The 26032-nt window shown below is 64.8% G+C and carries 27 protein-coding genes and 1 pseudogene; 17 read left to right on the top strand and 11 right to left on the bottom strand.

Going from position 1 to position 26032, the window contains the following annotated elements:
• Positions 1-14: 14 nt before the first annotated feature.
• Positions 15-1154, top strand: a pseudogene (locus tag QN397_RS17980) (IS3 family transposase).
• A 41-nt stretch (positions 1155-1195) separates the two neighbouring features.
• Here QN397_RS17980 and QN397_RS26760 read toward each other — a convergent pair.
• The gene (locus tag QN397_RS26760) at positions 1196-1390 is read right to left on the bottom strand and encodes a transposase (protein WP_409054307.1); all 195 of its coding nucleotides are present in this window, start codon (positions 1388-1390) and stop codon (positions 1196-1198) included.
• A 126-nt stretch (positions 1391-1516) separates the two neighbouring features.
• Here QN397_RS26760 and QN397_RS17975 point away from each other — a divergent pair, with 126 nt between their 5' ends.
• Positions 1517-1690, top strand: a complete 174-nt coding sequence (locus QN397_RS17975) for a hypothetical protein (RefSeq protein ID WP_323501568.1) — start codon at positions 1517-1519, stop codon at positions 1688-1690.
• Positions 1691-2261: 571 nt separating this feature from the next.
• On the opposite strand, the gene QN397_RS26755 is transcribed toward QN397_RS17975, so the two are convergent.
• Complete coding sequence (locus QN397_RS26755; RefSeq protein ID WP_409054306.1) at positions 2262-2411, bottom strand: hypothetical protein; 150 nt, start codon at positions 2409-2411, stop codon at positions 2262-2264.
• Positions 2412-2712: 301 nt separating this feature from the next.
• Between QN397_RS26755 and QN397_RS26750 the strand changes: the two genes are divergently transcribed.
• The 7 genes from QN397_RS26750 to QN397_RS17940 all read left to right on the top strand — a co-directional run bounded on the left by QN397_RS26750 (position 2713) and on the right by QN397_RS17940 (position 8393).
• The gene (locus QN397_RS26750) at positions 2713-3006 is read left to right on the top strand and encodes a hypothetical protein (protein ID WP_409054305.1); all 294 of its coding nucleotides are present in this window, start codon (positions 2713-2715) and stop codon (positions 3004-3006) included.
• A gap of 247 nt (positions 3007-3253) precedes the next feature.
• Positions 3254-3541 (top strand): hypothetical protein, encoded by a 288-nt coding sequence (locus QN397_RS17965; RefSeq protein WP_323498745.1) that lies wholly within the window; start codon positions 3254-3256, stop codon positions 3539-3541.
• Between the two features lie 10 nt (positions 3542-3551).
• A complete protein-coding gene (locus QN397_RS17960; protein ID WP_323501566.1) occupies positions 3552-4727 on the top strand; it encodes an MlaE family lipid ABC transporter permease subunit in 1176 nt (391 codons plus the stop codon).
• Between the two features lies 1 nt (position 4728).
• On the top strand, positions 4729-5571 hold the full coding sequence (locus QN397_RS17955) for an ABC transporter ATP-binding protein (RefSeq protein WP_323501565.1): 843 nt from the start codon (positions 4729-4731) through the stop codon (positions 5569-5571).
• Positions 5568-6509, top strand: coding sequence for an MlaD family protein (locus tag QN397_RS17950; RefSeq protein ID WP_323501564.1), 942 nt, complete (start codon positions 5568-5570; stop codon positions 6507-6509). The genes QN397_RS17955 and QN397_RS17950 overlap by 4 nt, the downstream gene beginning before the upstream one ends.
• Positions 6506-7180: an ABC-type transport auxiliary lipoprotein family protein gene (locus tag QN397_RS17945; protein ID WP_323498740.1), complete on the top strand. Its 675-nt coding sequence runs from the start codon at positions 6506-6508 to the stop codon at positions 7178-7180. The genes QN397_RS17950 and QN397_RS17945 overlap by 4 nt, the downstream gene beginning before the upstream one ends.
• Positions 7181-7265: 85 nt before the next feature.
• Positions 7266-8393: an alkene reductase gene (locus tag QN397_RS17940; RefSeq protein ID WP_323501563.1), complete on the top strand. Its 1128-nt coding sequence runs from the start codon at positions 7266-7268 to the stop codon at positions 8391-8393.
• Between the two features lie 76 nt (positions 8394-8469).
• Here QN397_RS17940 and QN397_RS17935 read toward each other — a convergent pair whose 3' ends face one another.
• Positions 8470-10635, bottom strand: a complete 2166-nt coding sequence (locus QN397_RS17935; protein ID WP_323501562.1) for a copper-transporting P-type ATPase — start codon at positions 10633-10635, stop codon at positions 8470-8472.
• 20 nt (positions 10636-10655) lie between these two features.
• Positions 10656-11204, bottom strand: a complete 549-nt coding sequence (locus QN397_RS17930; protein WP_323501561.1) for a Dps family protein — start codon at positions 11202-11204, stop codon at positions 10656-10658.
• A 190-nt stretch (positions 11205-11394) separates the two neighbouring features.
• Here QN397_RS17930 and QN397_RS17925 point away from each other — a divergent pair, with 190 nt between their 5' ends.
• Positions 11395-12966 (top strand): oleate hydratase, encoded by a 1572-nt coding sequence (locus QN397_RS17925; protein ID WP_323498736.1) that lies wholly within the window; start codon positions 11395-11397, stop codon positions 12964-12966.
• A gap of 45 nt (positions 12967-13011) precedes the next feature.
• On the opposite strand, the gene dnaK is transcribed toward QN397_RS17925, so the two are convergent.
• Positions 13012-14958: a molecular chaperone DnaK gene (dnaK, locus tag QN397_RS17920; protein WP_323498735.1), complete on the bottom strand. Its 1947-nt coding sequence runs from the start codon at positions 14956-14958 to the stop codon at positions 13012-13014.
• A 254-nt stretch (positions 14959-15212) separates the two neighbouring features.
• Between dnaK and QN397_RS17915 the strand changes: the two genes are divergently transcribed.
• Positions 15213-15530 (top strand): hypothetical protein, encoded by a 318-nt coding sequence (locus QN397_RS17915; protein ID WP_323501560.1) that lies wholly within the window; start codon positions 15213-15215, stop codon positions 15528-15530.
• Here the strand turns inward: QN397_RS17915 and QN397_RS17910 are convergent.
• Both QN397_RS17910 and QN397_RS17905 read right to left on the bottom strand, forming a co-directional pair.
• The gene (locus tag QN397_RS17910) at positions 15467-16972 is read right to left on the bottom strand and encodes a mercuric reductase (RefSeq protein ID WP_323501559.1); all 1506 of its coding nucleotides are present in this window, start codon (positions 16970-16972) and stop codon (positions 15467-15469) included. The genes QN397_RS17915 and QN397_RS17910 overlap by 64 nt on opposite strands.
• A gap of 21 nt (positions 16973-16993) precedes the next feature.
• On the bottom strand, positions 16994-18286 hold the full coding sequence (locus QN397_RS17905) for a glucoamylase family protein (protein ID WP_323501558.1): 1293 nt from the start codon (positions 18284-18286) through the stop codon (positions 16994-16996).
• Positions 18287-18663: 377 nt separating this feature from the next.
• Here QN397_RS17905 and tpiA point away from each other — a divergent pair, with 377 nt between their 5' ends.
• The 4 genes from tpiA to QN397_RS17885 are packed head-to-tail and all read left to right on the top strand — an operon-like array spanning position 18664 to position 21504.
• Positions 18664-19410 (top strand): triose-phosphate isomerase, encoded by a 747-nt coding sequence (gene tpiA / locus QN397_RS17900; RefSeq protein ID WP_323501557.1) that lies wholly within the window; start codon positions 18664-18666, stop codon positions 19408-19410.
• Positions 19407-19871 carry an RpiB/LacA/LacB family sugar-phosphate isomerase gene (locus QN397_RS17895; protein WP_323498729.1) on the top strand — a complete coding sequence of 155 codons (465 nt, stop codon included), beginning with the start codon at positions 19407-19409 and terminating at the stop codon, positions 19869-19871. Before tpiA ends, QN397_RS17895 begins: the two co-directional genes overlap by 4 nt.
• Positions 19872-19876: 5 nt before the next feature.
• Complete coding sequence (locus QN397_RS17890) at positions 19877-20908, top strand: class I fructose-bisphosphate aldolase (protein ID WP_416352341.1); 1032 nt, start codon at positions 19877-19879, stop codon at positions 20906-20908.
• On the top strand, positions 20905-21504 hold the full coding sequence (locus tag QN397_RS17885) for a histidine phosphatase family protein (protein ID WP_323498727.1): 600 nt from the start codon (positions 20905-20907) through the stop codon (positions 21502-21504). The genes QN397_RS17890 and QN397_RS17885 overlap by 4 nt, the downstream gene beginning before the upstream one ends.
• Positions 21505-21528: 24 nt before the next feature.
• Here the strand turns inward: QN397_RS17885 and QN397_RS17880 are convergent, their stop codons facing one another.
• Positions 21529-22095: a PRC-barrel domain-containing protein gene (locus QN397_RS17880; protein WP_323501555.1), complete on the bottom strand. Its 567-nt coding sequence runs from the start codon at positions 22093-22095 to the stop codon at positions 21529-21531.
• A gap of 385 nt (positions 22096-22480) precedes the next feature.
• Here QN397_RS17880 and QN397_RS17875 point away from each other — a divergent pair, with 385 nt between their 5' ends.
• Together QN397_RS17875 and QN397_RS17870 are read left to right on the top strand one after the other, a co-directional pair.
• Complete coding sequence (locus tag QN397_RS17875) at positions 22481-22741, top strand: hypothetical protein (protein WP_323498725.1); 261 nt, start codon at positions 22481-22483, stop codon at positions 22739-22741.
• A 94-nt stretch (positions 22742-22835) separates the two neighbouring features.
• Complete coding sequence (locus QN397_RS17870) at positions 22836-23870, top strand: NADP-dependent oxidoreductase (RefSeq protein WP_323501554.1); 1035 nt, start codon at positions 22836-22838, stop codon at positions 23868-23870.
• Between the two features lie 65 nt (positions 23871-23935).
• Here the strand turns inward: QN397_RS17870 and QN397_RS17865 are convergent, their stop codons facing one another.
• The 3 genes from QN397_RS17865 to QN397_RS17855 form a co-directional block, all read right to left on the bottom strand.
• The gene (locus QN397_RS17865) at positions 23936-24760 is read right to left on the bottom strand and encodes a PRC-barrel domain-containing protein (RefSeq protein ID WP_323501553.1); all 825 of its coding nucleotides are present in this window, start codon (positions 24758-24760) and stop codon (positions 23936-23938) included.
• Positions 24761-24783: 23 nt separating this feature from the next.
• Positions 24784-25605, bottom strand: a complete 822-nt coding sequence (locus QN397_RS17860) for a PRC-barrel domain-containing protein (protein WP_323498721.1) — start codon at positions 25603-25605, stop codon at positions 24784-24786.
• A gap of 149 nt (positions 25606-25754) precedes the next feature.
• Positions 25755-26000 carry a F0F1 ATP synthase subunit gamma gene (locus tag QN397_RS17855; protein WP_323501552.1) on the bottom strand — a complete coding sequence of 82 codons (246 nt, stop codon included), beginning with the start codon at positions 25998-26000 and terminating at the stop codon, positions 25755-25757.
• Positions 26001-26032 lie beyond the last annotated feature (32 nt).

The following is a 26032-nucleotide window of genomic DNA, read 5'->3' as shown; positions in this document are numbered from 1 at the left end:
ACAGCTCGATAAGTGTGGAAACTGCTCCTGAAGGCGAGGATCTCGCCTGTGAAGATTGGAGCAAAGATGAGCAGAAGACCCGCCGCACTCACTCAGCGGCTTTCTTGGGGGTTGGTTGCGTTAGCTGCCGTTCGAGGCGACAAGACGCTTGCCGAATTGGCGCTGCAGCATGACGCACACCCCAACCAGATCACAGACTGGAAGAACCAGTTGCTCAGCCGAGCGGCCGACGTGTTCGGCGGCGAGCAGGCGACAGCGGAACCTGCGATCGATCTGAAGGCACTGCACGCGAAGATCGGCCAGCTGGCGCTGGAGAATGACTTTTTGGAAGGCGCGCTCATCAAGGCCGGCATGCTGAGCGCGAAGCGGTGATCGATCGAGGCCACGATCTGCCAATCCGGCGCCAGGCCGCACTGGTGAACATCAGCCGCGGCTCGGCGTACTACACGGCCAGGCCGGTGAGCGATGACGACCTGAAGCGGATGCGCCGCATTGACGGGTTGCACCTTGAACTGCCGTTCGCCGGAGCGCGCATGCTGCGCGATCTGCTGGGAGAAGAAGGCATCGCTGCGGGCCGCAAGCGCATGACCACGCTGATGCGGCGCATGGGAATCACGGCGCTCTACAGGAAGCCCAACACCAGCAAGAAGACACCCGGGTGCACGATCTACCCGTACCTGCTGTGCACGCTGCCAGCCTCCCGCGCCAATCAGGTCTGGGCGATGGACATCAGCTACATCCCGATGGCCAGGGGCTTCGTCTACCTAGCGGCGGTGATCGACTGGTACAGCCGCCGGGTGCTGGCCTGGAAGTTGTCGATCTCGATGGACACCGTGTTTTGCACTGATGCTGTCGAGGAGGCGATCACCAGATACGGCACGCCCGAGATCTTCAACACCGACCACGGCAGCCGCACCTCAATGGACGGCAAGGGCTGCTGGCGCGACAACGTGTTCATCGAGCTACTGTGGCGATCTATCAAGTACGAGTAGGTGTACCTGCATGCCTTCGAGAACGTGAGCCAGGCCCGAACCGGAATCGGGCGATACATCGAGTTCTACAATACTCGCAGGCCGCATTCGAGCCTGCGGGCGCGCACACCCGATGTGGTGTGCAGCGACTCGGTGCAACGGCCTTCGGCCGAGGCAGCCTGACCCCGCAGGATCCACTTATAAATCTTCGGAATCTGTTCAGATCAACGGGGCCAGCTCTCTATTCCAGGCTGACCGAGTTGTTCGGCACCGGCCTGTGCCAGCCAACGCCTCACAGCCGTCTCGCCCAATCGCATGTCCCGGCACACTTGGCCGATATGGAGCCCCTGGACGCGGATCATCTGAACGACTTGCAGCTTGAAGCTCGCGTCAAAGACTCTTCGGGTTGATTTCGTCACGTTTACTGTCCAACTGATTTCCGCCCATCCGAGCGTGCGAATTCATTAGACCAGGACACTTCAATGAGACGGCGGCACCCCACGGGCGTCAACTTTAGCGGCCATTCCGCACTACACAGAATTGCGATGAACAAAAATCAAGCCAAAGGCGCGCTGGGAAACAAAGGCAGTGCCAAAGAAGCATCAGGCAAAGTCATCGGCAGCGAAAAGCTCAAAGCCGAGGGCAAAGCTGCCAGAGCCGTGCAAGAGAAAGTTGGTGATGCCAAGGATGTCGCCAAAACCCTCACCCAAAAAACCTGAAAGACGGAGTCAGTGTCCGCACTATCACCCCGCGTGCCGCTTACGTATTCCGCGTCCGAAATTGAACGCGGCCGTCTGCATGCAATTCATGTCGAAAAGGACTTCCAAAGCCTGCATGCCCACATGATTACCTGTGCTGCACGTCGAGGGGTACCGATCACGCTGCGATGCACACTCGAAGCTGCACGCACCGTCATGCTGCTACGCATCGTCGCAAGCGTGTTGTGTGCTGCTGCCTTGGGTCTGGCACTTGGAAGTTTGCTCAGACTGGTCTTTGCGGCATAGGTATGGCATGCCACGGCCGACAAGGGCGCAATCGCAAATCGAGCGAAGGACCCGGGACTGGTGGCATGAAGAGGTCGTCTATCAGATCAGGGACGCGAAACCACATTGACAAGTGATCTAGAGAGAGAACCTTGAAAAGCATTTCCAGCTTCGTGGAGCAACAAGTACGCGAGTCAGCTTTACAGCTCAACACGGTCGAAGCGAAACGCGCGCCCAAGGACCTCAACAGGCCGGGCGATCCCGCAGCGCTGCTCGAGGAAATCAAAGTTACTCGCGCACGCTTGTCTCAGGGTCTGGAGGACATACGTGGCCAGTTTCCAATTCCTGGTAACCACAAGGTGCGAGCAGGGATGGCGACGGCACGACGCCCCGTGCCTGCGACACCGCCAATGCCCACGATCAGGAACGAGACGCGCCGCACACGGTCGACAGTCATGTCGCAGACTTTGGCGACTTTCTCGCCGGCTTCGTTGTTTACTACCCTGCCGACGATGCTCTCCCTGACGCTCCAGCCTCAGCTGCGCGGTTACTTGCGATGGTCGCCTAGCGCAGGATGGGCGACCCTTCGACCTTTGCCTGCGCGCCTTGCGAAGTCGAACCCCCAAGGCGATTCCCAGCACGGCTGGCCATCAAGACGTTCCTACGGCGCGGCCCGTTCATTCGAACTTTCCGGCGGCAGAGTCCGAATGCGCCGAAAAATAGCGGCGCGCCAGCGCGATCAGCTTGGTAGTACTTGGATGTTCCATCGCCTGCCAGTGGACGACCCGGCCCACCACCAGCGGCTGGAAGCTGTCGATATAGCGACGGAAGTCGGACTGTGCCACGGGCGAGCCGGCCACCAGCAACTGGTCGACGCCGGCCAGCGCTTCGCAGATCTCGGCGAAGAACGCGTGCTCGCTGCGCGTCTTGCTGTCGTGGTGTCGCGTGTAGTGGATGTGCGATACGACCTACTCGGCCAGCATGTAGGTCGCATCGAACGTCAGGATCTGCGCGCGGTGGTGATCAATCCAGGCGATGGCATGAAACAGTGACATTAGATTCCTTGTGAGCAGTGCGTGGAGTCAATGGGGCGCGCCACCGGCGCACGGGTCCGTGCGCTGGCGCACCGACGAATCGCGCGTTCGATACGACAGTCGCATTGAGTCCTCATGCCCGCACGCCGATGCCGATTGCACGGCACGGTCATTCCGGTTGAATTCTTAAAGGTCCACCCATGCGCCAAGACAACGTCACGACCAGCTTCCGGCAACTACCCGCCCGTGCCAAGGAGATCACCTGATGGCCTACAACCTCCTCCAGCGGTTGTGCACGGCGCAGCTTCCCGAAGAGATCGTCCTGCAGGCGGACATCGACAAGCTGCAGCAGCTTCGCAGATGGGGGCTGGTGGAGGCTGACATCCCGCTGGCCATGGCGGAGTGCGGAGGGCACTGCTATGTTGGCAATGCCATCGTCATGCGCGTCACGTCGAAGGGGCGCGCGGCTGCGAAACGCAATACGCGCGCCCTGCCCTGCGGCGCCGTCGTGCGGACCGCGCGCCGGCAGAGCGCCCCCTCGCCCTTTCTCTGACGTAGCAAGCGTGGCCACACCCCGGGCCACGCCCGCCCCGCAGGCTCCAAGCCAACATGCACACGCCAGTCCCGCGGCGTTTTCGCAGGCCTCGCCACTGTCGCTCGTGTTGACCGGCCGGTGGACCGCAATCGACATGGGCAACATCGAATGCGGTCTCGATGCACTGCAGCCCGTGAGCGGCGGCGCGCTCGCCGTCAACGCGAGCGGCGTCGCCGCGCTCGATACCGCCGGCGCCTGGGTCATCCAACGCCTGCTTGAGCACGCCCGCACGTCCGGCAGCGAAGCCACCCTCAGAGGCCTGCCGCAACGGTTCGAGGCACTGATGGACCTGGCGAGCCGCCAGTTAGCCACGAAGGCGGCGCGACCTGCCATCGTGGCGCCGCCAGTACCGGGTGCCCTCGCGTTAGTGGGCCGGGGCGCCATGTCGGCGCTCCGCGAAGCGCACGACATACTCGGCTTCGTCGGCGAAATCGCGGTGTCGATCGCGCACTGCATCGTGCACCCCTCGCGCTGGCGCTGGCGGCCGGTGCTATTCAATATCCGAACTGCGGGGTTCGATGCTTTGCCCATCGTCGGCCTGCTTTCGTTCCTGCTGGGCGTAGTCGTGGCCTATCAAGGCTCGAGCCAGTTGCGGCAGTACGGCGCCAACATCTTCGTGGCCGATCTGGTGGGCATTTCGATGCTGCGGGAGTTTGCGCCGCTGATCACCGCGATCATCGTGGCCGGCCGTTCGGGCTCGGCCTACGCGGCACAGATCGGCACGATGGCCGTCACCGAGGAGATCGATGCGATGCGCACGCTCGGCATCGACCCGCAGGAGATGCTGGTGCTGCCTAAGGTCATCGCGCTGATGGTCGCGCTGCCGCTGCTCACGGTGTTCGCCGATGCACTCGGCGTGCTGGGCGGGATGGTCATGGCACGGCAACAACTTGACGTCGGCTTCGTCGACTTCCTGGACCGCTTCGCGAAGGCGGTCGTCACGTCCACCGCGCTCACCGGCATCGGCAAAGCGCCGGTCTTCGCAGGGATCATCGCGGTCGTCGGTTGCTACCAGGGCTTTCGCACCAAGGGCGGTGCGGACAGCGTGGGACGGCAGACCACGCGCAGCGTAGTGCAGTCGATCTTTCTCGTCATCGTGGCGGATGCCTTGTTCTCGATCGTGTTCAGCGCACTGGATCTATGACATGACCAGCCCCCTTCGCGCACGCGACGCGGCCATCGAGGTCGACAAGGTCGTCACGCGCTTCGGTAGCCATGTGGTGCACTCCGACGTGACGTTCACCGTCGACCGTTCGGAGATCTTCGCGCTGATCGGTGGCAGCGGCTCGGGCAAGTCGACCCTGCTGCGCGAGATCATCCTGCTGCACAAACCCGACGCCGGTTCGATCCGCGTGCTCGGCCAAGAACTGACCGGCATCGGCGAGGACGATGCTGCGGCACTGCGCCAGCGCTGGGGCGTGATGTTCCAACATGGCGGGCTGTTCGACGCCCTGACCGTCAAGGAGAACGTCGGCCTGCCGCTGCGCGAGCACACGCAGCTCGATGACGACCTGATCGACGAACTCGCGATGGCCAAGCTGGCCATGGCCGGGCTCACGGCCGAGGTCGGCGCGCAGCACCCGTCCGAGCTCAGCGGCGGCATGCTCAAACGCGCGTCGCTCGCACGGGCGCTGGCACTCGACCCCGAATTGCTCTTCCTCGACGAGCCTACGTCGGGCCTCGACCCGGTCAGCGCCGAGGGCGTGGACAACCTCGTGCTCAAATTGCGCGACCTGTTTGGACTCACGATCTTCTTGATCACGCACGACCTCGACCTGCTGTGGCAGGTGGCCGACAGGGTGGCAGTGCTAGCAGACGGCAAGGTGCAGGGCGTGGGCTCGATGACGGAGCTCTCACGACGGGACGAACCGTCGATCCGCCAGTTTTTCGACAGTGCGCGCGGACGCGCCGCGCAGGCACAGGAACAGCGCGTGGCCGCGAAGGCGCCGGCCCGCGAGAACGGGAGCACCCCATCGAAACCAAGGTGAACTACACGGTCGTCGGCGCCTTCGTGCTGCTTCTGGGCGCGGTGATGATTGCCGGCGTGCTGTGGATCGCCACGGGCGGCACGATGCAGAAGAAGTACGACACCTACCTCGCGATCGAGGACGAGTCGGTCGCAGGGCTCAACCTCAACGCCCCGGTCAAGTACAACGGCGTCGAGGTCGGCAAGGTCGGCGCCATCCAGCTCGACGCGGCAAACCCGGAGCGGGTGCACTTGAGCTTTGCGATCGAGCGCGGGACGCCGATCAAGACCGACACCGTGGCCGTGCTCAAGACGCAGGGGCTTACCGGCATCGCCTATGTCGAGCTGGGCGGCGGCAGCCGCGATGCGCCGCTGCTCCCGCCGAGCGCCGGGGCACCGTATCCGGTGATCCGCACCAAGCCTTCGCTGAGCGCCAGGCTGGAGAACGTCCTCACCACCGTTCTGACGAAGCTGGACCGCACGTCGAGCAACATCGACGCCCTGCTCAGTCCCGCGAACCGGGCCGCGCTGACGAGCGCGCTGGCCGACATCGCCACCGTGACCCGCACGATCGCCGCGCGCAAGGACGACATAGACGCCGGCATTGTGAACGCGGCGAAGACCGCGGACCACAGCGCGCGCGTGACAGCGCAGCTGGGCCCGATCGTCGAACGCATGGGACGTGCCGCCAATGCGGTCGAGAAGATGGGCAACGAAGTCGCGCTCGCGGGCACGGCCACCTCCAAGACGGTGAACGCCGTCGGCGGCGAAGCCCAGCGCTTCGCAGCCGACACGCTGCCCGAGATCCAACGCCTTGTTGGCGAATTGAGCGACCTGTCGAACTCGTTGCGGCGCCTGAGCGAACAGACCGCGCGCGACCCCGCGGGCCTCATTCGCGGACGCAGCCCGGTGCCGAACGGCCCCGGCGAAACCGACCCACAGCCAACGAGCACACCATGAACTACCCCCCCTTTTCGGGCACACGCAGGACCCTCATCGGTATCGCCGCCACGTTGGGCATGACGCTGGTCGGCGGTTGTGCCGCGCTCTTTCCGAAAGAAGCCACACCACCGGCGGTCTACGTGCTCGACGGCGGTCACACGGCGCTTGAGGCAAATGCAGCCGCAGTGTCCGCTGCCGCCGCGGCGCCGGCGCTGGTCGTCAACCCGACGCGTGCCGCACCGGGCTTCGACAGCCAGCACATCATGTATGTGCGGGTCGCCCACCAGCTCGAACATTTCGCCCACAGCGAGTGGGCCGACACCCCTGCGCGCATGCTCACACCCCTCATCGTGTCGGCCATCGAGCGCACCGGGAGCTTTCGCGCCGCCGGAGCGTCGACCAGCGGAATCGCTGCGGACTTGCGGCTCGACACGGAAGTGCTGCGACTGCAGCAGCAATTTGGCGACACGCCCAGCCACGTGCGCTTCACCTTGCGGGCCACGCTGTCGGACAACGGCACGCGCCAGGCCATCTCGTGGCAAACCTTCGATGAGACCATGCCCGCGGCAAGTGACGACCCGTACGGCGGCGTGGTCGCGGCCAATCTCGCGGTGCAGCGCGTGATGGCACAGCTCGCCCGCTACTGCGCGACGGTGGCCGCTGCGCATCCGCGTGCCACCGCACCCTGAAACCCCCGGGGGCCGGGCGTTCGGCGGCGTACAGACACCAGGGAGCGGCACGCAGAAGCTGGCATCCCATTCTAAGGAACCCGACATGCCTTCATTGTTCGACCCGATTCGCATCGGCAGCGTCACGGCAGCCAACCGCATCTTCATGGCACCGCTGACGCGGGGCCGCGCCACGCGCGACCATGTGCCGACGCCGCTCATGGCGGACTACTACGCACAGCGCGCCGGCGCTGGCCTGATCATCAGCGAGGCCACGGGCATCAGCCGCGAGGGCAGCGGCTTCCCGTGCGCGCCGGGCATCTGGACCGATGCGCAGGTCCAGGGCTGGAAGCCGGTCACGGCGGCGGTGCACGCGGCCGGCGGCCGTATCGCGCTGCAGCTTTGGCACATGGGCCGGCTGGTGCATCCGAGCTTCATCGGCGGCACGCAACCCGTCTCGGCATCGGCCACCACCGCACCGGGCGACGCCTACACATACGACCACGGCAAGCAGCCCTATGCGCAGGCGCGGCCCATGACACCCGACGACATCCGGCGCTTGCTGGACGAATACGCACTGGCGGCCCGCAATGCGATCTCCGCGGGTTTCGACGGCGTGCAGATCCATGCTGCCAATGGCTACCTGATCGACCAGTTCCTGCGCGACAACTGCAACTTCCGTGACGATGCCTATGGCGGCTCCGTGGCCAACCGCATCCGCCTGCTCGTCGAGGTCACGCAGCGCGTCGTGTACACGGTGGGTGCCGAACGCACCGGCGTGCGCCTGTCACCTAACGGCGAGGTGCAGGGCGTCAACGACAGCCATCCCGAGATCCTGTTCCCTGCCGCGGCCGCGGCGCTCGATGCGCTCGACGTCGCCTACATCGCGTTGCGCGAACCGCAGCGCAACGGCACCTTCGGACATGCCGATTCGCCGCCGGTGCACCCGGCGATTCGCAAGGTGTTCCGCGGCCCGCTGATCCTGAACTCGGACTTCACCCTGTCAGAAGCTCAGGCGGCGCTGGATGCTGGTCAGGCCGATGCCATCGCCTTCGGACGCGCGTTTATTGCCAACCCGGATCTGCCGAGGCGTTTCGCCGAACACCTTCCCCTTGCGATCGGGGATATGGCCGGCTGGTATTCGAAGGGCGCAAAGGGCTACACCGACTATCCGGATGCACCGCATGCACGGCTGGCGGCTACCACGCCCGCCAGCGCAACCGCCACTGGCTAACCCGTAAGAAGCGAGTATTGAGGCGCGACTGCGGTGCTTGCAGCGCCACGTCGCGCTGCTGTCGCATGGCGACCGCTCATTCCAACTTCAACCGTTGCAGCCGAAGCGCGTTGCCGATGACTGAAAGCGAACTCAGGCTCATGGCCACCGCGGCCAGCATCGGGCTCAGCAGGATGCCGTACCACGGGTAGAGAATGCCGGCCGCCAGCGGCACGCCTAGCAGGTTGTAGACGAAGGCGAAGAAGAGCCCGACCTTTATGTTGCGCAGCGTCGCTTCGCTGACACGACGTGCACGCACGATGCCGCCCAGGTCGCCTTTCAACAAGGTGACGCCGGCACTCTTCATCGCCACATCGGCACCGGTCCCCATGGCAATGCCGACTTGCGCCTGGGCCAGCGCTGGCGCGTCGTTGACGCCGTCGCCGGCCATTGCCACCACGCGGCCCTCCGCCTGCAGCTTCTTGATGCTGGCCGCCTTCTGATCGGGCAGAACACCGGCGACGACGTCGTCGATGCCCAGGGCCTTGCCCACGGCGTCGGCCGTGGTCTTGGCATCGCCCGTGAGCATGACGATACGCAAGCCTTCCATGCGCAGTTCCTGGATGGCCCGGGCCGCGTTTGCCTTTACGGTGTCGGCCACACCGATCAGTCCGGCGAGTTGGCCATCCACCACCACGAACATGACCGTCTGGCCGAGCTGGCGCATCGTCTCGGCGCGCGCAGCCAAGGCGCCTGGGTCCACCTGCAGGTCGGTCAGTAGCGCCGCATTGCCCAACGCGACCGGCCGGTCGTCGACGCGGCCGCTCACGCCCTTTCCTGTCTTGGCCGAAAACTCCGTGGCGCTCGCGAGTGCCAGCTTGCGCCCCTGCGCGTCGGCGACGATGGCGGCCGCCAGCGGGTGTTCGCTGCCCTGCTCCAGGCTCGCAGCCAGCCTGACGAGTGCGTCCTCGTCCAGCCCGGCAGAAGGGCCGGAGCCAGCCTGCGCGAGCACGACGGCCACGACCTTTGGACGGCCGTCGGTCAGCGTGCCGGTTTTATCGACTACCAGGGTATCGACCTTGCGCATCATCTCGATGGCCTCGGCATTCTTAAAGAGCACCCCGGCAGCCGCCGCCTTGCCCGTGGCCACCATGATCGACATCGGCGTGGCCAAGCCGAGCGCGCAGGGGCAGGCGATAATGAGCACCGCCACCGCATTGACGATACCGTGCGCCACCCGTGGCTCGGGGCCAAAGAACGCCCAGACCACCAGCGTGAGGACGGCGATGCCCAAGACAGCGGGGACAAAGTAGCCGGCCACCTGATCCGCCAGTTTCTGGATCGGCGCGCGGCTGCGCTGGGCTTCGCCCACCATGCGCACGATCTGCGCCAGCAAGGTGCCCTCCCCGACCCGGTCGGCGCGCATCAGCATCGCCCCGGTGCCATTGAGCGTGGCACCGATCAAGGGGTCTCCGGCCTTCTTTTCGACGGGCATGGATTCCCCAGTGACCAGCGACTCGTCGACGGAACTGGTGCCTTCGAGCACCACGCCATCGATGGGCACCTTCTCGCCAGGGCGCACGCGCAGCCGGTCACCCACCGCCACGGCGTCCAGCTGAACATCGGCCTCGCCACCGTCGGCTGCAACGCGGCGCGCGGTCTTGGGTGCCAAGTGCAGCAGCGCGCGGATGGCATCGTTGGTCTGGCTGCGGGCGCCAAGCTCCAGCATCTGACCCAGCAACACCAAGACGACGATCACGGCGGAGGCCTCGAAGTAGACGGCCACCGCACCGTCATGGTCGCGGAACGTCGGGGGAAAAATGGCCGGAAGAAACAACGCGACGACGCTGTAGCCATAGGCCACACCGATGCCCAGGCCGAACAGGGTGAACATGTTCAGGTTGCGGCTGACAAGCGACTGCCATGCGCGCACGAAGAAAGGCCAGGCGCCCCACAACACCACGGGCGTGGCGAGTGCGAATTCGGCCCAGGCCTCGGCTCTTGCACCGATCAAGGCACGCATCGGTGCCCCGGGCAGCATGTCCGACATGGCGAGCAGGAACACGGCAACGGCTGGCCCCACCGTCCACCGGAACCGATGCGTCATGGCCACGAGTTCCGTGTTCGGCGCCTCGTCGGCGGCGGCCACCCGGCGCTCCAGCGCCATGCCGCAGATCGGACAAGCGCCCGGTGATGCACGAACGATTTGCGCGTGCATGGGGCAGACGTACTGCGACGTCGGATCAGCGGTTTGCGGTTCCATAGCGCTCGACCTGACCGGCTTCAATGTTCGGTGGTCCCGCCGTTGCGGCTGGCCTCGAATAGGAACCAGGTGCGCCGCTCCGTCTCGTCGATCCAGCTTTCGATCAGGCTGATGGTCGCGATGTCGCGGTGCTGCTCGCAGACCCCGTGCGCCTCGCGAAGGCTCGCTGTCAGAGTCTTGTTGTCCTCGCGCAGCTCCGCCAGCATGTCCAGCGGCTCGACGTAATCGGCATCGTTGTCGAGCACCCGCTGCGTGCGGGCGATGTGGCCGATCGAGCGCAGCGTGGTTCCTCCCACCTTGCGGATGCGCTCGGCGATAGCGTCGGTCATCGCGTAGAGCTGGTCGCCCTGGTCGTCGAGCAACAGGTGGTAATCGCGGAAGTGCGGCCCGCTCATGTGCCAGTGGAAGTTCTTGGTCTTGAGGTAGATCGCGAACACATCGGCAAGGATGCCATTCATGGCGGCGGCGATGTCCCGGGTCGCGTCGCCCTTGAGGTCCGTGGGCGTGACCAGCGGCGCCTCCTGTCGTTTCATGAGGTCCCGCACTTTTTTGGCGTCTGGTGTCTTCATGTGATGTCCTTGAATCGGTTCTTGAATCGATGGCTTGCTGCAGCCTCGGGCATCCAGCAGCCCTCGTCTGTGTGTCACCGCACTCAGTTCCGAGATGCGTCCGGCGCCCTGCGTTGCCGAGCGCACAGACCGGCGGGCGTGCCGCGCTTAAGTTGGGTGCCCCAAACACACTCACGAGAAAGCTTTCAACATGACCTCGACGCGCAAGGCCTATTTCGTCGGTGGTGGCATCGGCTCTCTGGCCGGCGCCGCCTTCCTAATACGCGACGGCGGCATGCCCGGCAGCCAGATCTCGATCCTGGAGACCGGCAGCTTGCTGGGCGGCAGCCTGGACGCTGCGGGCGATGCCGATCGCGGCTACTCGATGCGCGGCGGTCGCATGCTGACCACCGACAACTACGAATGCACCTGGGACCTGTTCAAGTGCATCCCCTCGCTCACGCAGCCGGGTCGCAGCGTCTTCGAAGAAACGCTGGAATTCAACGAGAAGCATGTCTCGCACGCAATGGCGCGCCTGGTCGACCGCCGCCGCGCCAAAGTGCCGGTGTCGTCCATGGGCTTCTCGATGCAAGACCGAGTGGACCTGCTGAAGCTAGTCAATGCCGAGGAATCCTCGCTCGGCAGCAGCTGCATCACGGACCACCTGTCGCCCGGCTTTTTCGAGACGCCGTTCTGGTTAATGTGGGTCACCACGTTCGCCTTCCAGCCCTGGCACAGCGCAGTCGAGTTGCGTCGATACCTGCACCGCTTTATGCTGGAGTTCTCCCGCATCGAGACGCTCGCCGGCGTGAAGCGCACCGTGTTCAACCAGTACGACTCGATGGTCGTTCCGCTGCAGCGCTGGTTGCAAAAGCAGGGCGTGCGTTTGGTCACGGACTGCACCGTGACAGACCTGGACCACAAGACCGAAGATGGCCTGTTCGAGGCCATTGCGCTGCACTGCACAATGAATGGACAGCCCGAAATCCTGCAGCTGGAAGACGGTGACCTCGTCTTCGTCCAGAACGGCTCGATGACGGACGCATCCAGCCTGGGCTCGATGACGGCGGCACCTGCCAAGCTGAAGAAGGCGCGCAACGGCAGCTGGGCCTTGTGGGAGAAGCTGGCCGAGGGCCGGCCGGCCTTCGGCAAGCCATCAGTTTTCAACAGCTGCGTCGCCCAGTCCGACTGGGCCTCGTTCACGGTCACGCTGAAGGACCCGGCCTTCTTCGATCGGATGCAGCGCTTTTCCGGTAACGAGGCCGGTACTGGCGGGTTGGTCACTTTCAAGGACTCGAACTGGTTGATGTCCATCGTGCTGGCGCACCAGCCGCATTTCGCCAACCAGCCGGCCGGCGTGCAGGTGTTCTGGGGCTACGGGCTGTTCCCCGATCGCATTGGCAACTTCGTAGCCAAGGCGATGGCTGACTGCACCGGTGCGGAGCTGCTGCTAGAGCTCTGCGGCCACCTGCGCTTCGACCTGGAAACCATGGCCACGGCCAACTGCATCCCCTGTCGCATGCCCTACATCACCAGCATGTTCATGCCGCGCGCGCCCACAGACCGACCGCTGCCGGTGCCGCCGGGCACGAAAAACTTCGCCTTCGTCAGCCAGTTCGTCGAGATTCCGCTGGACACCGTGTTCACCGTCGAGTTCTCCGTGCGTGCGGCGCAGATGGCGGTGTACGAGTTGCTGCACATCGCCAAGGCCATCCCGCCGGTGACGCCGCACGATGCATCGTTGCATGCGAAGTTCGACGCGCTGGTCAAGGCGATGCGTTGACCCACATCGCAATCACTTGCTCAGTCCGGATGCCGCTCGCCGGATTCAGGCGCTCCTGACCTCTTTCACCTCGGCGTCGACCACGCTGTCATCGGCGGTGGCATGCGTCGCAGCTTCAGGGCTTTCGGGGCCGCTGCCCGTCGAAGCCGCCGACGCTGCCTGCTCGGACTGCGCTTTCGCGTATATCTTCTCGCCGAGCTTCTGGCTCGCCGCAGTCAGTTTCCGGGTCTCTTCCTCGATCGCAGCCCTGTCTTCTCCCTCTAGGGCTTCTTCCAGCTTTTTGATCGTGCTTTCCATCGATTGCTTCTCGGCGGCTTCGAGGTGAGCGCCCTGCTCGGCGAGCGTCTTCTTCGCGCTGTGGACGGTGGCCTCGGCCTGGTTGCGAGCCTGGGCGAGTTCGACCTTTTTCCTGTCGTCCATTGCGTTCAGTTCCGCGTCCTTCACCATCTTCTGGATCTCGGCTTCCGAGAGGCCTGAGTTGGCCTTGATGGTGATCTTGTTTTCCTTGCCGGTGCCCTTGTCCTTGGCGCCGACGTGCAGGATGCCGTTGGCATCGATGTCGAAGCTCACCTCGATCTGCGGCGTGCCACGCGCCGCCGGCGGAATGCCCTCGAGGCTGAATTCCCCCAGCGCCTTGTTGCCCGAGGCGATCTCACGCTCGCCCTGGAAAACCTTGACGGTCACGGCCGGCTGGTTGTCGTCTGCCGTGGAAAAAGTCTGCGCGAACTTCGTCGGGATCGTAGTGTTCTTGGCGATCATCTTGCTCATCACGCCGCCCATCGTCTCGATGCCCAGCGACAGCGGGGTCACGTCGAGCAGCAGCACGTCCTTGCGGTCGCCCGAGAGCACCTGGCCCTGGATGGCGGCGCCGACGGCCACGGCTTCATCCGGGTTCACGTCCTTGCGTGGCTCCTTGCCGAAGAACTCCTTGACCTTCTCCTGCACCTTGGGCATGCGGGTCATGCCGCCGACCAGGATGACGTCGTTGATATCGCCCACGCTCACGCCGGCATCCTTGATGGCAGCCCGGCATGGCGCGATGGTGCGCTCGATCAGTGCCTCGACCAGGCTTTCGAGCTTGGCGCGGGTGAGCTTGATGTTCAGGTGCTTCGGACCCCCTGCGTCGGCTGTCACGTAAGGCAGGTTGATGTCTGTCGAGGCGCTGCCAGACAGTTCTATCTTGGCTTTTTCCGCCGCGTCCTTCAGGCGCTGCAGGGCGAGCACGTCCTTGGTCAGATCGACACCCTGCTCCTTCTTGAATTCGGTCACCAGGAAGTCGATGATGCGCTGGTCGAAATCTTCGCCGCCCAAGAAAGTGTCGCCGTTGGTCGATAGCACTTCGAACTGCTTTTCGCTATCGGCGCTCGAGATCTCGATGATCGACACGTCGAAGGTGCCGCCGCCCAGGTCGTAGACGGCGATCTTGCGGTCGCCCTTGTCATGTTTGTCCAGGCCGAAGGCCAACGCTGCAGCGGTGGGCTCGTTGATGATGCGTTTGACATCGAGACCCGCGATGCGGCCGGCGTCCTTGGTCGCCTGGCGCTGCGCGTCGTTGAAGTACGCGGGCACTGTGATGACGGCCTCGGTTACCGGCTCACCCAGGTAGTCCTCGGCGGTCTTCTTCATCTTGCGCAAAATCTCGGCACTGACCTGCTGGGGCGCCAGCTTCTTGCCCCGCACGTCGACCCAGGCGTCGCCGTTGTCGGCCTTGCAGATGCTGTAGGGCATCAGGTCGATGTCCTTCTGCACTTCCTTCTCCTCGAACTTGCGTCCGATGAGACGCTTGACGGCGTAGATCGTGTTCTTGGCATTGGTGACCGCCTGGCGCTTGGCTGAGGCACCGACTAGGACTTCACCGTCTTCCTGGTACGCGACGATCGAGGGAGTGGTGCGCGCACCTTCCGAGTTCTCGATCACACGCGCAGTGTTGCCTTCCATGATCGACACGCATGAGTTGGTAGTGCCGAGGTCGATGCCGATGATTCTGGACATGATGTGATTGCTCCTTCAGTGGGATAAATGGGTCGTCGCGAACTTCAATTAGTCTGCGCGGATGCACGGCAACCGTCTGTGGGCCACCGCACGATGCATTCGGGTCGCATGGGCTCGTTGGCACGCCGTTGTGCGGCAACGAACCGCCAAAGCGCGTGTCACCGTGAAGCTCGGGTCACCGCCACCCCGGGGCCAGGAAGCTTGGTCGATCTGAAATGTCAAACCACCATGACATCACGCCGCCTGGTAACGCGATGAACCTCTTCATCGACACCGAATTCAGTTCGCTGAACGCCCCGAAATTGCTCTCGATCGGCTTGGTGGCGGACGACGGCAGGGAGTTATATGTGGAAATCGCAGACGACCGAATACCGATCCTCCCCCACGTTCAGACGCTGAAAGTTGAACGTGGTGATGACTGCAAGGTTTTTGACGCCATGAACGCGGTCTTGCTGATATTGGTTAGCTTTGCAACGACCGCGATGGGTGAACTGATCGCACTTGGCCATCAACGCGCCCACCACCTACGCAACCGCGTGAAGCGCGCTGCCGTAAAGCGCGTCTTCGCATAGGCATCCGCCGCTTGCCGGATGGCTGCGCCCTGCGTCGGATAGGCATGGATGACCCTGGACAGTGCCTGCAGCCCGATACCCGTCACCATCGCGAGAGAGATACTGTTGATCATCTCTCCGGCATGCCGGGCCACGATGGTCGCGCCCAGGATCGTGTCGGTGCCCTCGCGCACATGAATTTTCACGAAGCCATCTTCCTCGCCATCGGCGATGGCGCGGTCCACGTCGTGCATCGGGATCGTGAAGGTCTTGACCGGAATGCGTTGTTGTCTGGCCTCCCTCACGTAGAGGCCGACGTGCGCGACCTCGGGGTCTGTGTAGGTACACCACGGGACCGTGAGCGCGCTCATGCGCTCATGCCCCAGCAGCAACGCATTGCGGACCACGATGCGGGCTGAGGCCTCGGCGGTGTTGGTGAACTTGCGCGTCAGGCACACATCGCCCGCGGCGAAGATGCAGCGGTTGCTGGTGCGCAGCAAGTCGTCGACATGAATGCCGCGTTCTGCGTCGTAGGCCACGCCCGCGGATTCCAGGCGCAGACCCTGCACGGCGGGCACTCGGCCGATGCCGGTCAGGAGGGTATCGACGCGCGTGGTGGCCGTGTTGCCGTCGTTCATCAGGTCGACCACCTTGCGGCCGTCTTCCATGCGCACGCGTGTGACTTTGCTGTTCAGGTGGATCTCCACGCCGTCGCGCGCCAGAGCGTCGGACACCATCTGCGCCGCGTCGCGTTCCTCCTGCGGCAGGAAGAGCGGCTCGCTGTGCGAGATCAGCGTGCGTGATCCGAAGCGCGCGAACACCTGGGCCAGCTCGCAGCCGAGCGGGCCGCCGCCGATCACCATCAGGCTGGGCGGCAGGACGTCGAGATCGAACACCGTCTCGTTGGTGAGGTAGCCGGCTTCGTCGAGGCCCGGAATGTCGGGCAACAGGGAATGCGACCCGGTGGCGATGAGCGCCTTCTTGAAGCGCAGCGGCATGCCGCCGACCTCGACCGCGTCAGGTCCGGTGAAGCGCGCCACGCCGAAGAACAGGTGAACGCCGGCGCGCGCGAGGTTCATCGCCGAATCCCGGCGGCTGATGCGCGCCGTGACGCGCCGCATGCGCCGCATCGCCGCAGCGAAGTCGAATGCCACCTCGGCCGGTGAAGTCACGCCGAAGTTCTCCGCATTGCGCATCTCCGCCAACAACCGCGCCGTACGGATCAGGGACTTAGAGGGAATACAGCCGTCGCTCAACGAATTGCCACCGAGCTCATGACGCTCGACCAGCGCCACATGGGCTCCCAGGGCCGCGGCGGCGTGGGCAGCCGCCAGCCCTGCCGGCCCCGCGCCGATGATCAGCAAGTCGTAGCGCTGCAGCGGCATCGGGCTGCGCCAGCCGGCGGGCCGGGTGTTGGCCAGACGCGCGTCGGCGGGCTCGGCGGCTTGGGAGAACGCGGGCATAAGGAATCGGCGGCGCTGCGGCTAGAGCCAACCGCCGGTGAATCCCGCTCGCCTCAGACCGGCACGCAGACAAGGAATGCTGCGGGTCAGACGCCAATACAGGCCGGTACGGAAGTTTTCGATCATGAGGACTGTCAGCCCTTGGTCGAGGCCGAATACGCCTTCCGAGATCCAGGGCGTGTCGCCGCCTGCCGTGACGTTGACGCCGCTGGCGTACAACGCGTTTCCACCCGTTGCGCCCGCTTCGACGACCAGCCGGCGCAGTGCGGGCAGCGCAATCTCGGGCGCGAACACCAGCGAGGCGGCCACGCAGGCGCTGTTGAGCGTTCCGTCGTCAGGGCCCCACGGGACCCCGCGCGCGGCATACCCGAAGAACGCCTGGCGGCGACCCGCCACTGTCTTCGAGTCGACGCTGGGGCCGTCGCTGGCCGTCAGGCCCCAGCTGTCCTGCCCATAGCCGCCGAAGCCACGCGGATTGCGGATCGCGTACTGCCGCTGCACTTCAGTGGCGCGCCGGCTGTTCTCGAAATAGTCGCAGTCCTTCTCGCGCATGAAGCTGTCGCGGATGCCGCGGAAGTCGATCCACGCATGCGAGAACTGATGCATGAACAGCGGTCCAGCGTACAGGAAGTCGATGCCATAGAGATTCTCCCACTGGTAGGTCTCGGTCCATGTTTCGAAGCTGGACCTTGTCAGCCGGTGTGTGTCCGAGCCCAAGCCGAGCGCATACAGGACGATGGCCTCGTTGTAGCCTTGCCAGCCGTAATTGAGGAAGCCGCATTCCGTCTTCCAGCCGAGCGCGACCGCATCGTCGTCGTGCTCGGACCAGTTCCAGTTCACTCGGTCATAAAGGAGGTTCGCGAGCCTTCTCAGCTCGTCCTCGGCAGGGGTCGGGGCATCGAAATAAGCGGCGGCCGTCAGCATGCCGACCACCAGCAGCGCGGTGTCGATGGACGACAGCTCCGAGGCCCACGCACGTCGGCCTGTATCGCCGTCCAGGAAATGGAAGTAGAAGCCGCGCCAGCCCGTCGCGTCAGCCGCGCCGGATTGGTCGCTCCCGGCGAAGAAACGCAACGCGTCAAGACATCGACCGACTGCGTCTTCCCTGGCGATCCATCCGCGCTCGACCGCTACCGGATAGGCAGACAGCGCGAAGCCCACGACGGCGATGCTCGCCGGTGCGTCCGGCCGGGATGTGTCGGCCACCAATCCAGTGCGCGCATGCGTATGGGTAAGAAAGTAATCGAATGCCGTGCGCTGCACGCCGTCTATCATTTGCTCGTCGGCACGTGTCGGCGCACCCAGAGCAGTCACCGGGTTCGCATCGCTGGGCTGATCTTGCGGCCCCAGCGCTGCCACCAAGGGGCCGACGGCGGCACGGCGTCAAGCAATCCGTTGAAAGCCGGGATTGAGATGCGCGCTGCCTCAGGTTCAGGGTTCGTCCTGTCCTCGAAGCCCGGCATGTCGGCAGTGGTGCGAAACGGGCTCATGGCACGTGGCCTCCAAGTCAAAGAAAGACCCACTGTCCACGCGTTCGCTCACAACGTCTGTTCGCTGGCGTACGTGCAGCCACGCTTGCGGCCACGGTCTGTTCTCAAACGCACAGACGCGCCGACCCGGAAAGCCCATTCTTCATTTCCAAAGGAGCACAGCTTGACGAAACCAAACTCCCACGTGCAGGTCCGGTCAACGTGACCCGGCCGCTAATTGTCGGAAACTGGAAGATGCATGGACTGACAGCGCAACTGGCAGACATCGAGGCGCTTGGCGTGGCGATGACTGACCGTCCCGCGCAGGCAGATGTCCTGATTTGTCCGCCGTTCACCTTGATCGAGCGTGCGGCGCGCGCAGCAGGCGCCCTGGTGTCCATCGGCGCACAGAACTGCCATCACGAGACCTCTGGCTCCTGGACGGGTGAGATCAGTGCGCGGATGCTGAGGGATTCGGGAGCATCGGCGGTCATCGTCGGCCACTCCGAGCGCCGTCAACAGCAAGGCGAAACCAGCGAGCGGGTGGCTGCGAAGGCGAACGCTGCAGTCGCCGCCGGTCTGCTCGCCATCATCTGCATCGGCGAAACGCGAGCGCAGCGTGAAGGTGGTAGCGCCCTGGACGCCTGTGCTGCGCAGTTGGCCCTTAGCGTGTCGAAGGACATCCGCGCTGGGGCGTTCGCCGTTGGTTATGAACCGCTTTGGGCGATTGGCAGTGGACAGGTACCGACTGCCGATCAGATCACCGAGATGCATCGGCATATCAGGCAGTGCCTGATCAATCGGCTGGGCACATCCGGGAATGCCGTGCGTATCGTCTATGGCGGCTCGGTGACACCTGCCAACGCGCGTAGCGTCCTTGCGCTGTCCGATGTCGGCGGCGTGCTGGTCGGCGGGGCGAGCCTGGAGCCCGAAGAATTCGAAGCCATCGTGCGAGCGGCTGCGCCATGAATCTGCGCGTGGGCATCGCGGCCGACCACGGCGGCTACGCACTCAAGACGGAACTCGTGCGGGCACTGCGAGGATGGGGCTGCCAGGTCGAGGACTTCGGCGCCTTTGAGCTCGACCCCTCGGACGACTACCCGGACTTCGTCGCTCCTCTGGCCAGCGCCGTTGCCAAGCGCTACATCGCGCGCGGCATCGCACTTTGCGGCAGCGGCGTGGGCGTGGCCATTGCCGCGAACAAGTTCGACGGTGTCCGTGCCGCACTGGTCCACGATGTCTTCACCGCACATCAGGGCGTCGAGGACGACGACATGAACGTTGCGTGCCTAGGCGGCGCGGTGATCGGCACGCGCTACGCGCTCGACCTCGTGCACGTGTTCCTCAACGCGCGCTTCTCGGGCGCTGCGCGCCACCAACGTCGCCTGGACAAGGTCAGGGCACTGGAAAACAGGAATGCCGAACCATGAAGACGATCGACATGCCGCTGCTCGCAGACACCGCCCGCCGCCTGATGGCAGACGGCAAGGGCCTGCTGGCGATGGACGAAAGCACCGGCACCTGCAACCGGCGCTTCGGCGCCGCAGGCATCCCGCAGACCGAAGCGTTCCGGCGCGCGTACCGTGAGCTGCTGGTGAGCACCCCCGGGCTCGGCCGCACGATCAGCGGCGCCATCCTCTTCGAAGAGACTTTGCATCAGCGAACGAGGGACGACGTGCTTTTCACGCAGGTGCTCGAAGACGCCGGCATCGTCCCAGGCATCAAGGTCGACCTGGGCGCCAAGCTGCTTGCAGGCCACCCCGGGGAGCGTGTGACCGAGGGGCTGGACGGTCTTCGCGCACGGCTGAAGGCATATTCTGAAAAGGGTGCGCGATTCGCCAAGTGGCGCGCGGTGTTCAGCATCGAGACCGGCACGCCCGGCCCGGCGTGCATCGCGGCCAATGCGCATGCACTGGCGCGCTACGCAGCCCTGTGCCAGGAAGCCTCGCTGGTGCCGATCGTCGAGCCGGAAGTTCTGATGGACGGCGCGCACACCCTGGCCGAGTGCGGCGAAGCCACGCACCGCGTCCTGCACCAGGTCTTCGAGCAGCTCGACCAGCAGGGCGTTGTGCTCGAGGCGATGCTCCTCAAGCCCAACATGGTCCTGCCGGGCACCGAATGCCCCGTACAGGACGACATCGATGCCGTGGCAGATGCCACGCTGGCGTGCCTGCTGCGGGCTGTGCCCGCCGCCGTGGCAGGCATTGCGTTTCTCTCGGGGGGTCAGCCGGCCGAGCTGGCCACGGTCCGGCTCAACGCGATGCACCGCCCCCGCGACACCGCGCCGATGAGCAACCCCTGGCCGCTGACCTTCTCGTTCGGCCGGGCACTCCAGCAACCCGCGCTCGCGGCGTGGGCGGGAAACGACGCCAACCGGGTAGCTGCCCAGCAGGCGCTGCTGCATCGCGCGGCTTGCAACGGCGCCGCCGTGCTAGGCCGGTACGGCGCCGTGATGGAGACCCCATGAGCACGCTGCTGCAGTTGTACCTCGTGCGGCACGGAGAAACCGCATGGACGATCACCGGCCAGCACACGGGTCGCACCGACCTGGGCCTGACCGCGCACGGCGAAGCGCAGGCGCGCGAGCTCGCACCGCGGCTGCGCGACATCGCCTTCTCCGGGGTTCTGGTGAGCCCCGCGCGAAGGGCTCGGCAGACGTGCGAGCTGGCGGGCCTGGAGGCATCGAGCCGGATCGAGCCCGACTTGGCGGAATGGGACTACGGCGATGACGAGGGACTGCGAAGCGTCGAGATTCGCAAGGCGCGACACGGGTGGGACCTCTGGCGCGACGGGTGTCCGAATGGCGAGACCCCCAACGAACTGGCGATCCGCGCGGACCGACTCATCGGCCATCTGTCCAAGCTGGAGGGCAACGTCGCGCTGTTCTCGCACGGCCAGTTCGGCGCCGCGCTGGCTGCAAGATGGATCGGTCTGCCGCTAATTGCCGGAGCGCACTTCGCCTTGCACCCGGCTTCCCTCAGCATACTGGGCCACGAGTCAGCCCATCCCCACCGGCGGGTGATCGAACTGTGGAACGAGGTGCTCACGCTCCAGGAGCCGTGAGACCGTCCCGGCGCAGGGGCCGCTTCAACTCGCACGCGCGACCGTCGTGACCTCGAATCCGAATTGGCGCAGCCGTTGAACGTCGGTCTCGCCGGCGAGCCCGGCAGGAACCGACTCACCCTGCAGCCATGATTTGTGGATGAGAATCTGCGCGGCCTCTTCGGCGGAGGGCCGCGTGCCTCGCTGGACCTCGTCTTCGATCGGCGGACCGCCCTCCTCGCCCATGCGTGTGGCGGCGACGCGCCAGCGGTTGAGTTCGTAAGGAAGCGACCGTTGGATCGCTTCGCGCGTCAGGCCGACAGAGATGCTGAGATCGGGCGATCGCACGTCGGTAACCCACTGGGGTGCGATGAGAACGCTGTGGCCCATCCACCAGTGGCTCGTGTCGATCACGATGGCGTGCACGGCCCGTGTCTCCGCGTCGACCAGCAGGTCCTGGACATGCCCGGCTTCGCCGTCGAGCGCATGGACGCGATAGCCCTTCAGTGCCTTGCAGCTGCGCCAGTGCGAAGCCTCGCCGCACAGCGGTCGGTCGCGCGTCGACACGCCGGGTCCGTCGGCCTGGGGGAACGGGCTTGCGAAGACCGGCATCGCGTGGCATTCGAGCCAACCGCTCGAATCGACCACCAGGCCACGGACGACCCTTGGCCGTCATCGAAAGAAAAATGCATGACTTGACACATGGCCTCACTGTGGAGGGGCCCGGGTGCGGCGTCTGTTCGCTGCCGTACCCACGGCACCCATTGGCGACAGCCGACGGCGCGGCGCGCGAGCCGTGCACGCGTGTGCGCCAACGAACAGACCTCCTTGCAGGAGTTGCGCAAAGTGACGGCAACGAGTGCGCTCACCTTGTGCAGAGGCGCGACACCCCTACCCACCCGCCTGAAAGCATTGCCATGGAACCCATTGCAGAAGCAGTCGATGCCACTTGCTGCCCCCGGCGCAAGGACCCCAGGGCGCTCGCGAGGCGGTTTGCGTGACGACGCAACTTCCCCCGCCAGAACGCTTCGCCTTCGTCTACCGAGGCTGCTCGATGGTTTGCACCGCGGAGTTCGTTGCGCCTGCCGCTTATCGCCCCGTCGTGATCTATCGATCCGGTCTGCCCGAACTCGGGACCACGATCGTGCCGGTGATCGAGGCGAGCTGCGCAACGATTTCCGCTGCGATCCTGCGCGGACAGCAGACCGCCATGCTCTGGATCAACGAGCGGACCCGGCACCTGAACTGGTGGTTCTGATGCTGCACCCAACGCTCGCATCTGCCCCACCCCGCGAGAGCCGCCGCTGCACGCTCAACTCTCTCTTTCCCGATCCGGAACGAAAGCCGAACCCATGACGCAAACCCGCACCCGCAATCGCCGCATCGTCCTGAACGCTCGACCGGACGGCGCGCCGACCGCGCAAGACTTCCGCCTGGAGCACCTCCCGATGCCACAGGCCGGGCCGGGCCAGGTGCTGCTGCGCACGCTGTACCTGTCGCTGGATCCGTACATGCGCGGGCGCATGAATGACGAAGCGTCGTACGCGTTGCCCACGGCCCTCGGCGACGTGATGGTGGGCGCCACCGTCTCGCGCGTCGAGTCTTCCGGACACGCCAGCCTCAATGCCGGCGCCCTGGTGGTGGGTGCAGCCGGCTGGCAGGACTATTCGCTCGCGGACGCCGAGGGACTGAACGCGCTGTACCCGGAGGATCCGTACCCGTCTCGCGCGTTGGGCGTGCTCGGTATGCCGGGCTTCACCGCCTACATGGGACTGCTGGACATCGGTCAGCCGGTGGCGGGAGAAACCGTCGTGGTCGCGGCCGCCAGCGGCGCCGTTGAATCGGTGGTCGGACAGATCGCCAGGCTCAAAGGTTGCCGTGTCGTGGGCCTCGCCGGCGGGGACGAGAAGTGTCGCTACGTTGTCGACCAGCTAGGTTTCGACGACTGCATCGATCACCTTGCCGACAATATGGCAGACGCGCTCGCGGCCGCCTGCCCGGCAGGCATCGACGTGTACTTCGAGAACGTTGGCGGCGCGGTGTTCGACGCCGTACTGCCGCTGCTGAACACCCGCTCTCGCATTCCGGTGTGCGGCCTGATCGCCAGCTATAACGCCTCCGCGTTGCCGGCAGGTCCCGACAGGCTGGGCCTGCTGGAGGCCACGCTGCTGAAGAAGCGCATCCGCATGCAGGGCTTCATCACAATGGCCGATTACGGGTCGCGCTGGAACGAGTTCGCCGGCGCGATGCGAGAGTGGGTGCGCGAAGGGAGCGTAAAGGTCCGCGAAGACATCGTGTTCGGTCTGGAGAACGCACCCGACGCCTTCATGGGCCTGTTACAGGGCCGGAACTTCGGCAAGCTGATCGTGCAGCTGGCGTACGAATGAGGCATGTGGCCGCAAGGCGGCCACATGCCATCAGGGTGCGTGCCATCACGCGGTCTGCCGGTAGTTCACTGTCCCGCGTGCGCAGCCCAGAAGGCGTTGACCTTGACGCTCTCGGCCACAAAGTTGTCCTTTTGGAAGTTCTGGTCCTTCTTCACGTGCGGTGCGGCCTCCAGCGTCGACTTCACGGTGGCCAGCACGAGTAGCTTGTTGCCGGGCGCTGCCTTGAAGCTCTCCCACGGCACGGGCACGTACTTCTCGTCGATGCCGAAAATGCCTCCCCTCCCGATGACAAGGTAGGCGACCTTGCCGGTCTGCGGGCTCATCACGATGTCGTCGACGCTGCCGAGGTCTTCCCCCTTCGGATTCACCACGCCCGCACCGAGCAACTGGTCCGAGCGAAACGCCATGTCACCGCCGGAGACGGACACGGCAGCAGCGATCTGCTGTCGGCGCCAGGCCGACACGTCCAGGCGCGGAACCTTGCCACTGCTCAGGTCCGCCGCATAGGCGACATACACGGTGCGCGCGGCGCTCAGCGAACTCTCGCAGGCCTCCTGGTCACCGCGCTGCGCCAGGATGTTGGCCGAAGCGATGAGCGTGCGGACCTCGTAGCCCGGGCGGACGTTGGAATAGCCCACGCCTGCGACGTTTGGTTCCGCGACATAGCCGTACCCATAGCCGTACATCGGATAGCCATACCCGTAGCCGTAGCTGTGCAGCCAATAGCCTTCCTTTTGCAGCTGGCCGTCGAATGCCTTCAGGTCGGTGAGGCACTGCTGCGCCGGTTTCGCGGCTGCGGGCTGGGCGAGTGCCCCGGGCGAGAAGACTCCGAGGCAAACCGATGCGGCGAGAGACGCGATGTCCGACCGAGAGAGAGAGAGTTTTTTCATGATTCGTAACCTTGGATGGGGCTTCAGACTTTGTCTTCGGTGGCGAACGAGTCAGACCAGTAGCCCGCACGTCCGTAGTGGCCGCGCAGGTCGATGTCCGACTGCATCCTCCAGGTCTCGCTCGGGTCATAGACGGGCGAGGACTTCACTGCATCACGGCTCAGGTCGACCGACACGGTTTTGTCCGACCAGTGCACGCCGGTGATCCACTCCGGTGCCACCAGCACTTGGTGGCCCATCCACCAGTTGCTCGTGTCGACCACGAGGTAGCGGATGGCCCAGGTTTTCTGGTCCACCAGAAAGCCGGAGACATGCCCGATCTCACCGTCGTTCGCCCGAAGGTGATAGCCGGTGACGGCCTTGCAACTGCGCAGGTGCGGATCGTCGTTGCGGTGGCGCTGCCGCTCGGTGCGCAGATAGGTTTCCATCTCGCGTTCCCGCTCGGCGCGATCGATGCCGTAGCCCATGTAGCCGGGAACCATGCCGTAGGGATAGAGACCGCCGCCCCACAGGCCGGCCCCGCCCCAATAGTTGCCGTAGCCGTAGTACCCCATGTACTGCGCTTCGTTCTGCCGCGAAATGGGCTTTTCGGTGTCGACGTCCGGACTGTTCTTGACCTGCTCCTTGGTGATCGACACCGGGAACGTCTGGCCCACCCAGTTGGGATTGTGGATCGCAACGGGGGAAATAAGGACCTTGCGGCTCGTGAGCCAGGAGCCCGCATCCACCACCAGGTAGCGGACGACCCACGTGTCATCGTCGAAAAAGAAATCCTTGACCTCGCCGATCTCGCCGTCGGTGGCCTGGATCACGTACTTCTCGAGTTCATGTGTGCTTCGCAACATGGGAATGTCCTTTCAGAATGCCGAATCGGATCGATCGACGGAATGCGTCATCGCGGGGGTTCAAGAGACCAATGTCATCGCAACCGCCCCGGCCGTCTGTTCGCCACCGCACGCGGCGCGTCAGCGACGACGCCGGTTCAGGTGTCAACCTAGTCGCGCAGAGCCTTGAATCCCGAGATGACGTCCGATAGTTCTTCGTCGATCTTGGCTTGCCGCAAGCGATGCAAGGCGTCTTCGAGCGTGCCCAGCATCTCGTCGATGTTGCGATCGGCACGGTCCATGGCAGCCAGTCGGCTCGCGTTCTCGCTCGCGAGCGACTCGGCACAGGCGCGAAAGATGGAGACGAAGAGGTACTCGCGGATCAAGGCACGCAGGGTGGCTCGGTGCCATCGCATCGGCGTGCGCGTCGTGAACCACGCAGGCGTGG

It is taken from the genome of Variovorax sp. RTB1 (genome assembly GCF_035018765.1).
Classification (GTDB): Bacteria; Pseudomonadota; Gammaproteobacteria; order Burkholderiales; family Burkholderiaceae_C; genus Variovorax.
This window is presented reverse-complemented; position numbering and strand designations above follow the sequence as displayed.

Excerpts from the sequence above, each read along its gene's own strand:
- QN397_RS26755 (WP_409054306.1), bottom strand. The coding sequence starts at position 2,411 with ATGACTGTCGACCGTGTGCGGCGCGTCTCGTTCCTGATCGTGGGCATT.
- QN397_RS17955 (WP_323501565.1), top strand. The coding sequence starts at position 4,729 with ATGACCAGCCCCCTTCGCGCACGCGACGCGGCCATCGAGGTCGACAAG.
- QN397_RS17945 (WP_323498740.1), top strand. The coding sequence starts at position 6,506 with ATGAACTACCCCCCCTTTTCGGGCACACGCAGGACCCTCATCGGTATC.
- QN397_RS17855 (WP_323501552.1), bottom strand. The coding sequence starts at position 26,000 with ATGCGATGGCACCGAGCCACCCTGCGTGCCTTGATCCGCGAGTACCTC.
- dnaK (WP_323498735.1), bottom strand. The coding sequence starts at position 14,958 with ATGTCCAGAATCATCGGCATCGACCTCGGCACTACCAACTCATGCGTG.
- QN397_RS17885 (WP_323498727.1), top strand. The coding sequence starts at position 20,905 with ATGAGCACGCTGCTGCAGTTGTACCTCGTGCGGCACGGAGAAACCGCA.
- QN397_RS17975 (WP_323501568.1), top strand. The coding sequence starts at position 1,517 with ATGAACAAAAATCAAGCCAAAGGCGCGCTGGGAAACAAAGGCAGTGCC.
- QN397_RS17930 (WP_323501561.1), bottom strand. The coding sequence starts at position 11,204 with ATGAAGACACCAGACGCCAAAAAAGTGCGGGACCTCATGAAACGACAG.
- QN397_RS17860 (WP_323498721.1), bottom strand. The coding sequence starts at position 25,605 with ATGTTGCGAAGCACACATGAACTCGAGAAGTACGTGATCCAGGCCACC.
- QN397_RS17915 (WP_323501560.1), top strand. The coding sequence starts at position 15,213 with ATGAACCTCTTCATCGACACCGAATTCAGTTCGCTGAACGCCCCGAAA.
- QN397_RS17870 (WP_323501554.1), top strand. The coding sequence starts at position 22,836 with ATGACGCAAACCCGCACCCGCAATCGCCGCATCGTCCTGAACGCTCGA.
- QN397_RS17895 (WP_323498729.1), top strand. The coding sequence starts at position 19,407 with ATGAATCTGCGCGTGGGCATCGCGGCCGACCACGGCGGCTACGCACTC.
- QN397_RS17940 (WP_323501563.1), top strand. The coding sequence starts at position 7,266 with ATGCCTTCATTGTTCGACCCGATTCGCATCGGCAGCGTCACGGCAGCC.
- QN397_RS17910 (WP_323501559.1), bottom strand. The coding sequence starts at position 16,972 with ATGCCCGCGTTCTCCCAAGCCGCCGAGCCCGCCGACGCGCGTCTGGCC.
- QN397_RS26750 (WP_409054305.1), top strand. The coding sequence starts at position 2,713 with ATGTTCCATCGCCTGCCAGTGGACGACCCGGCCCACCACCAGCGGCTG.
- QN397_RS17925 (WP_323498736.1), top strand. The coding sequence starts at position 11,395 with ATGACCTCGACGCGCAAGGCCTATTTCGTCGGTGGTGGCATCGGCTCT.
- QN397_RS17880 (WP_323501555.1), bottom strand. The coding sequence starts at position 22,095 with ATGCCGGTCTTCGCAAGCCCGTTCCCCCAGGCCGACGGACCCGGCGTG.
- QN397_RS17965 (WP_323498745.1), top strand. The coding sequence starts at position 3,254 with ATGGCCTACAACCTCCTCCAGCGGTTGTGCACGGCGCAGCTTCCCGAA.
- QN397_RS17865 (WP_323501553.1), bottom strand. The coding sequence starts at position 24,760 with ATGAAAAAACTCTCTCTCTCTCGGTCGGACATCGCGTCTCTCGCCGCA.
- QN397_RS17935 (WP_323501562.1), bottom strand. The coding sequence starts at position 10,635 with ATGGAACCGCAAACCGCTGATCCGACGTCGCAGTACGTCTGCCCCATG.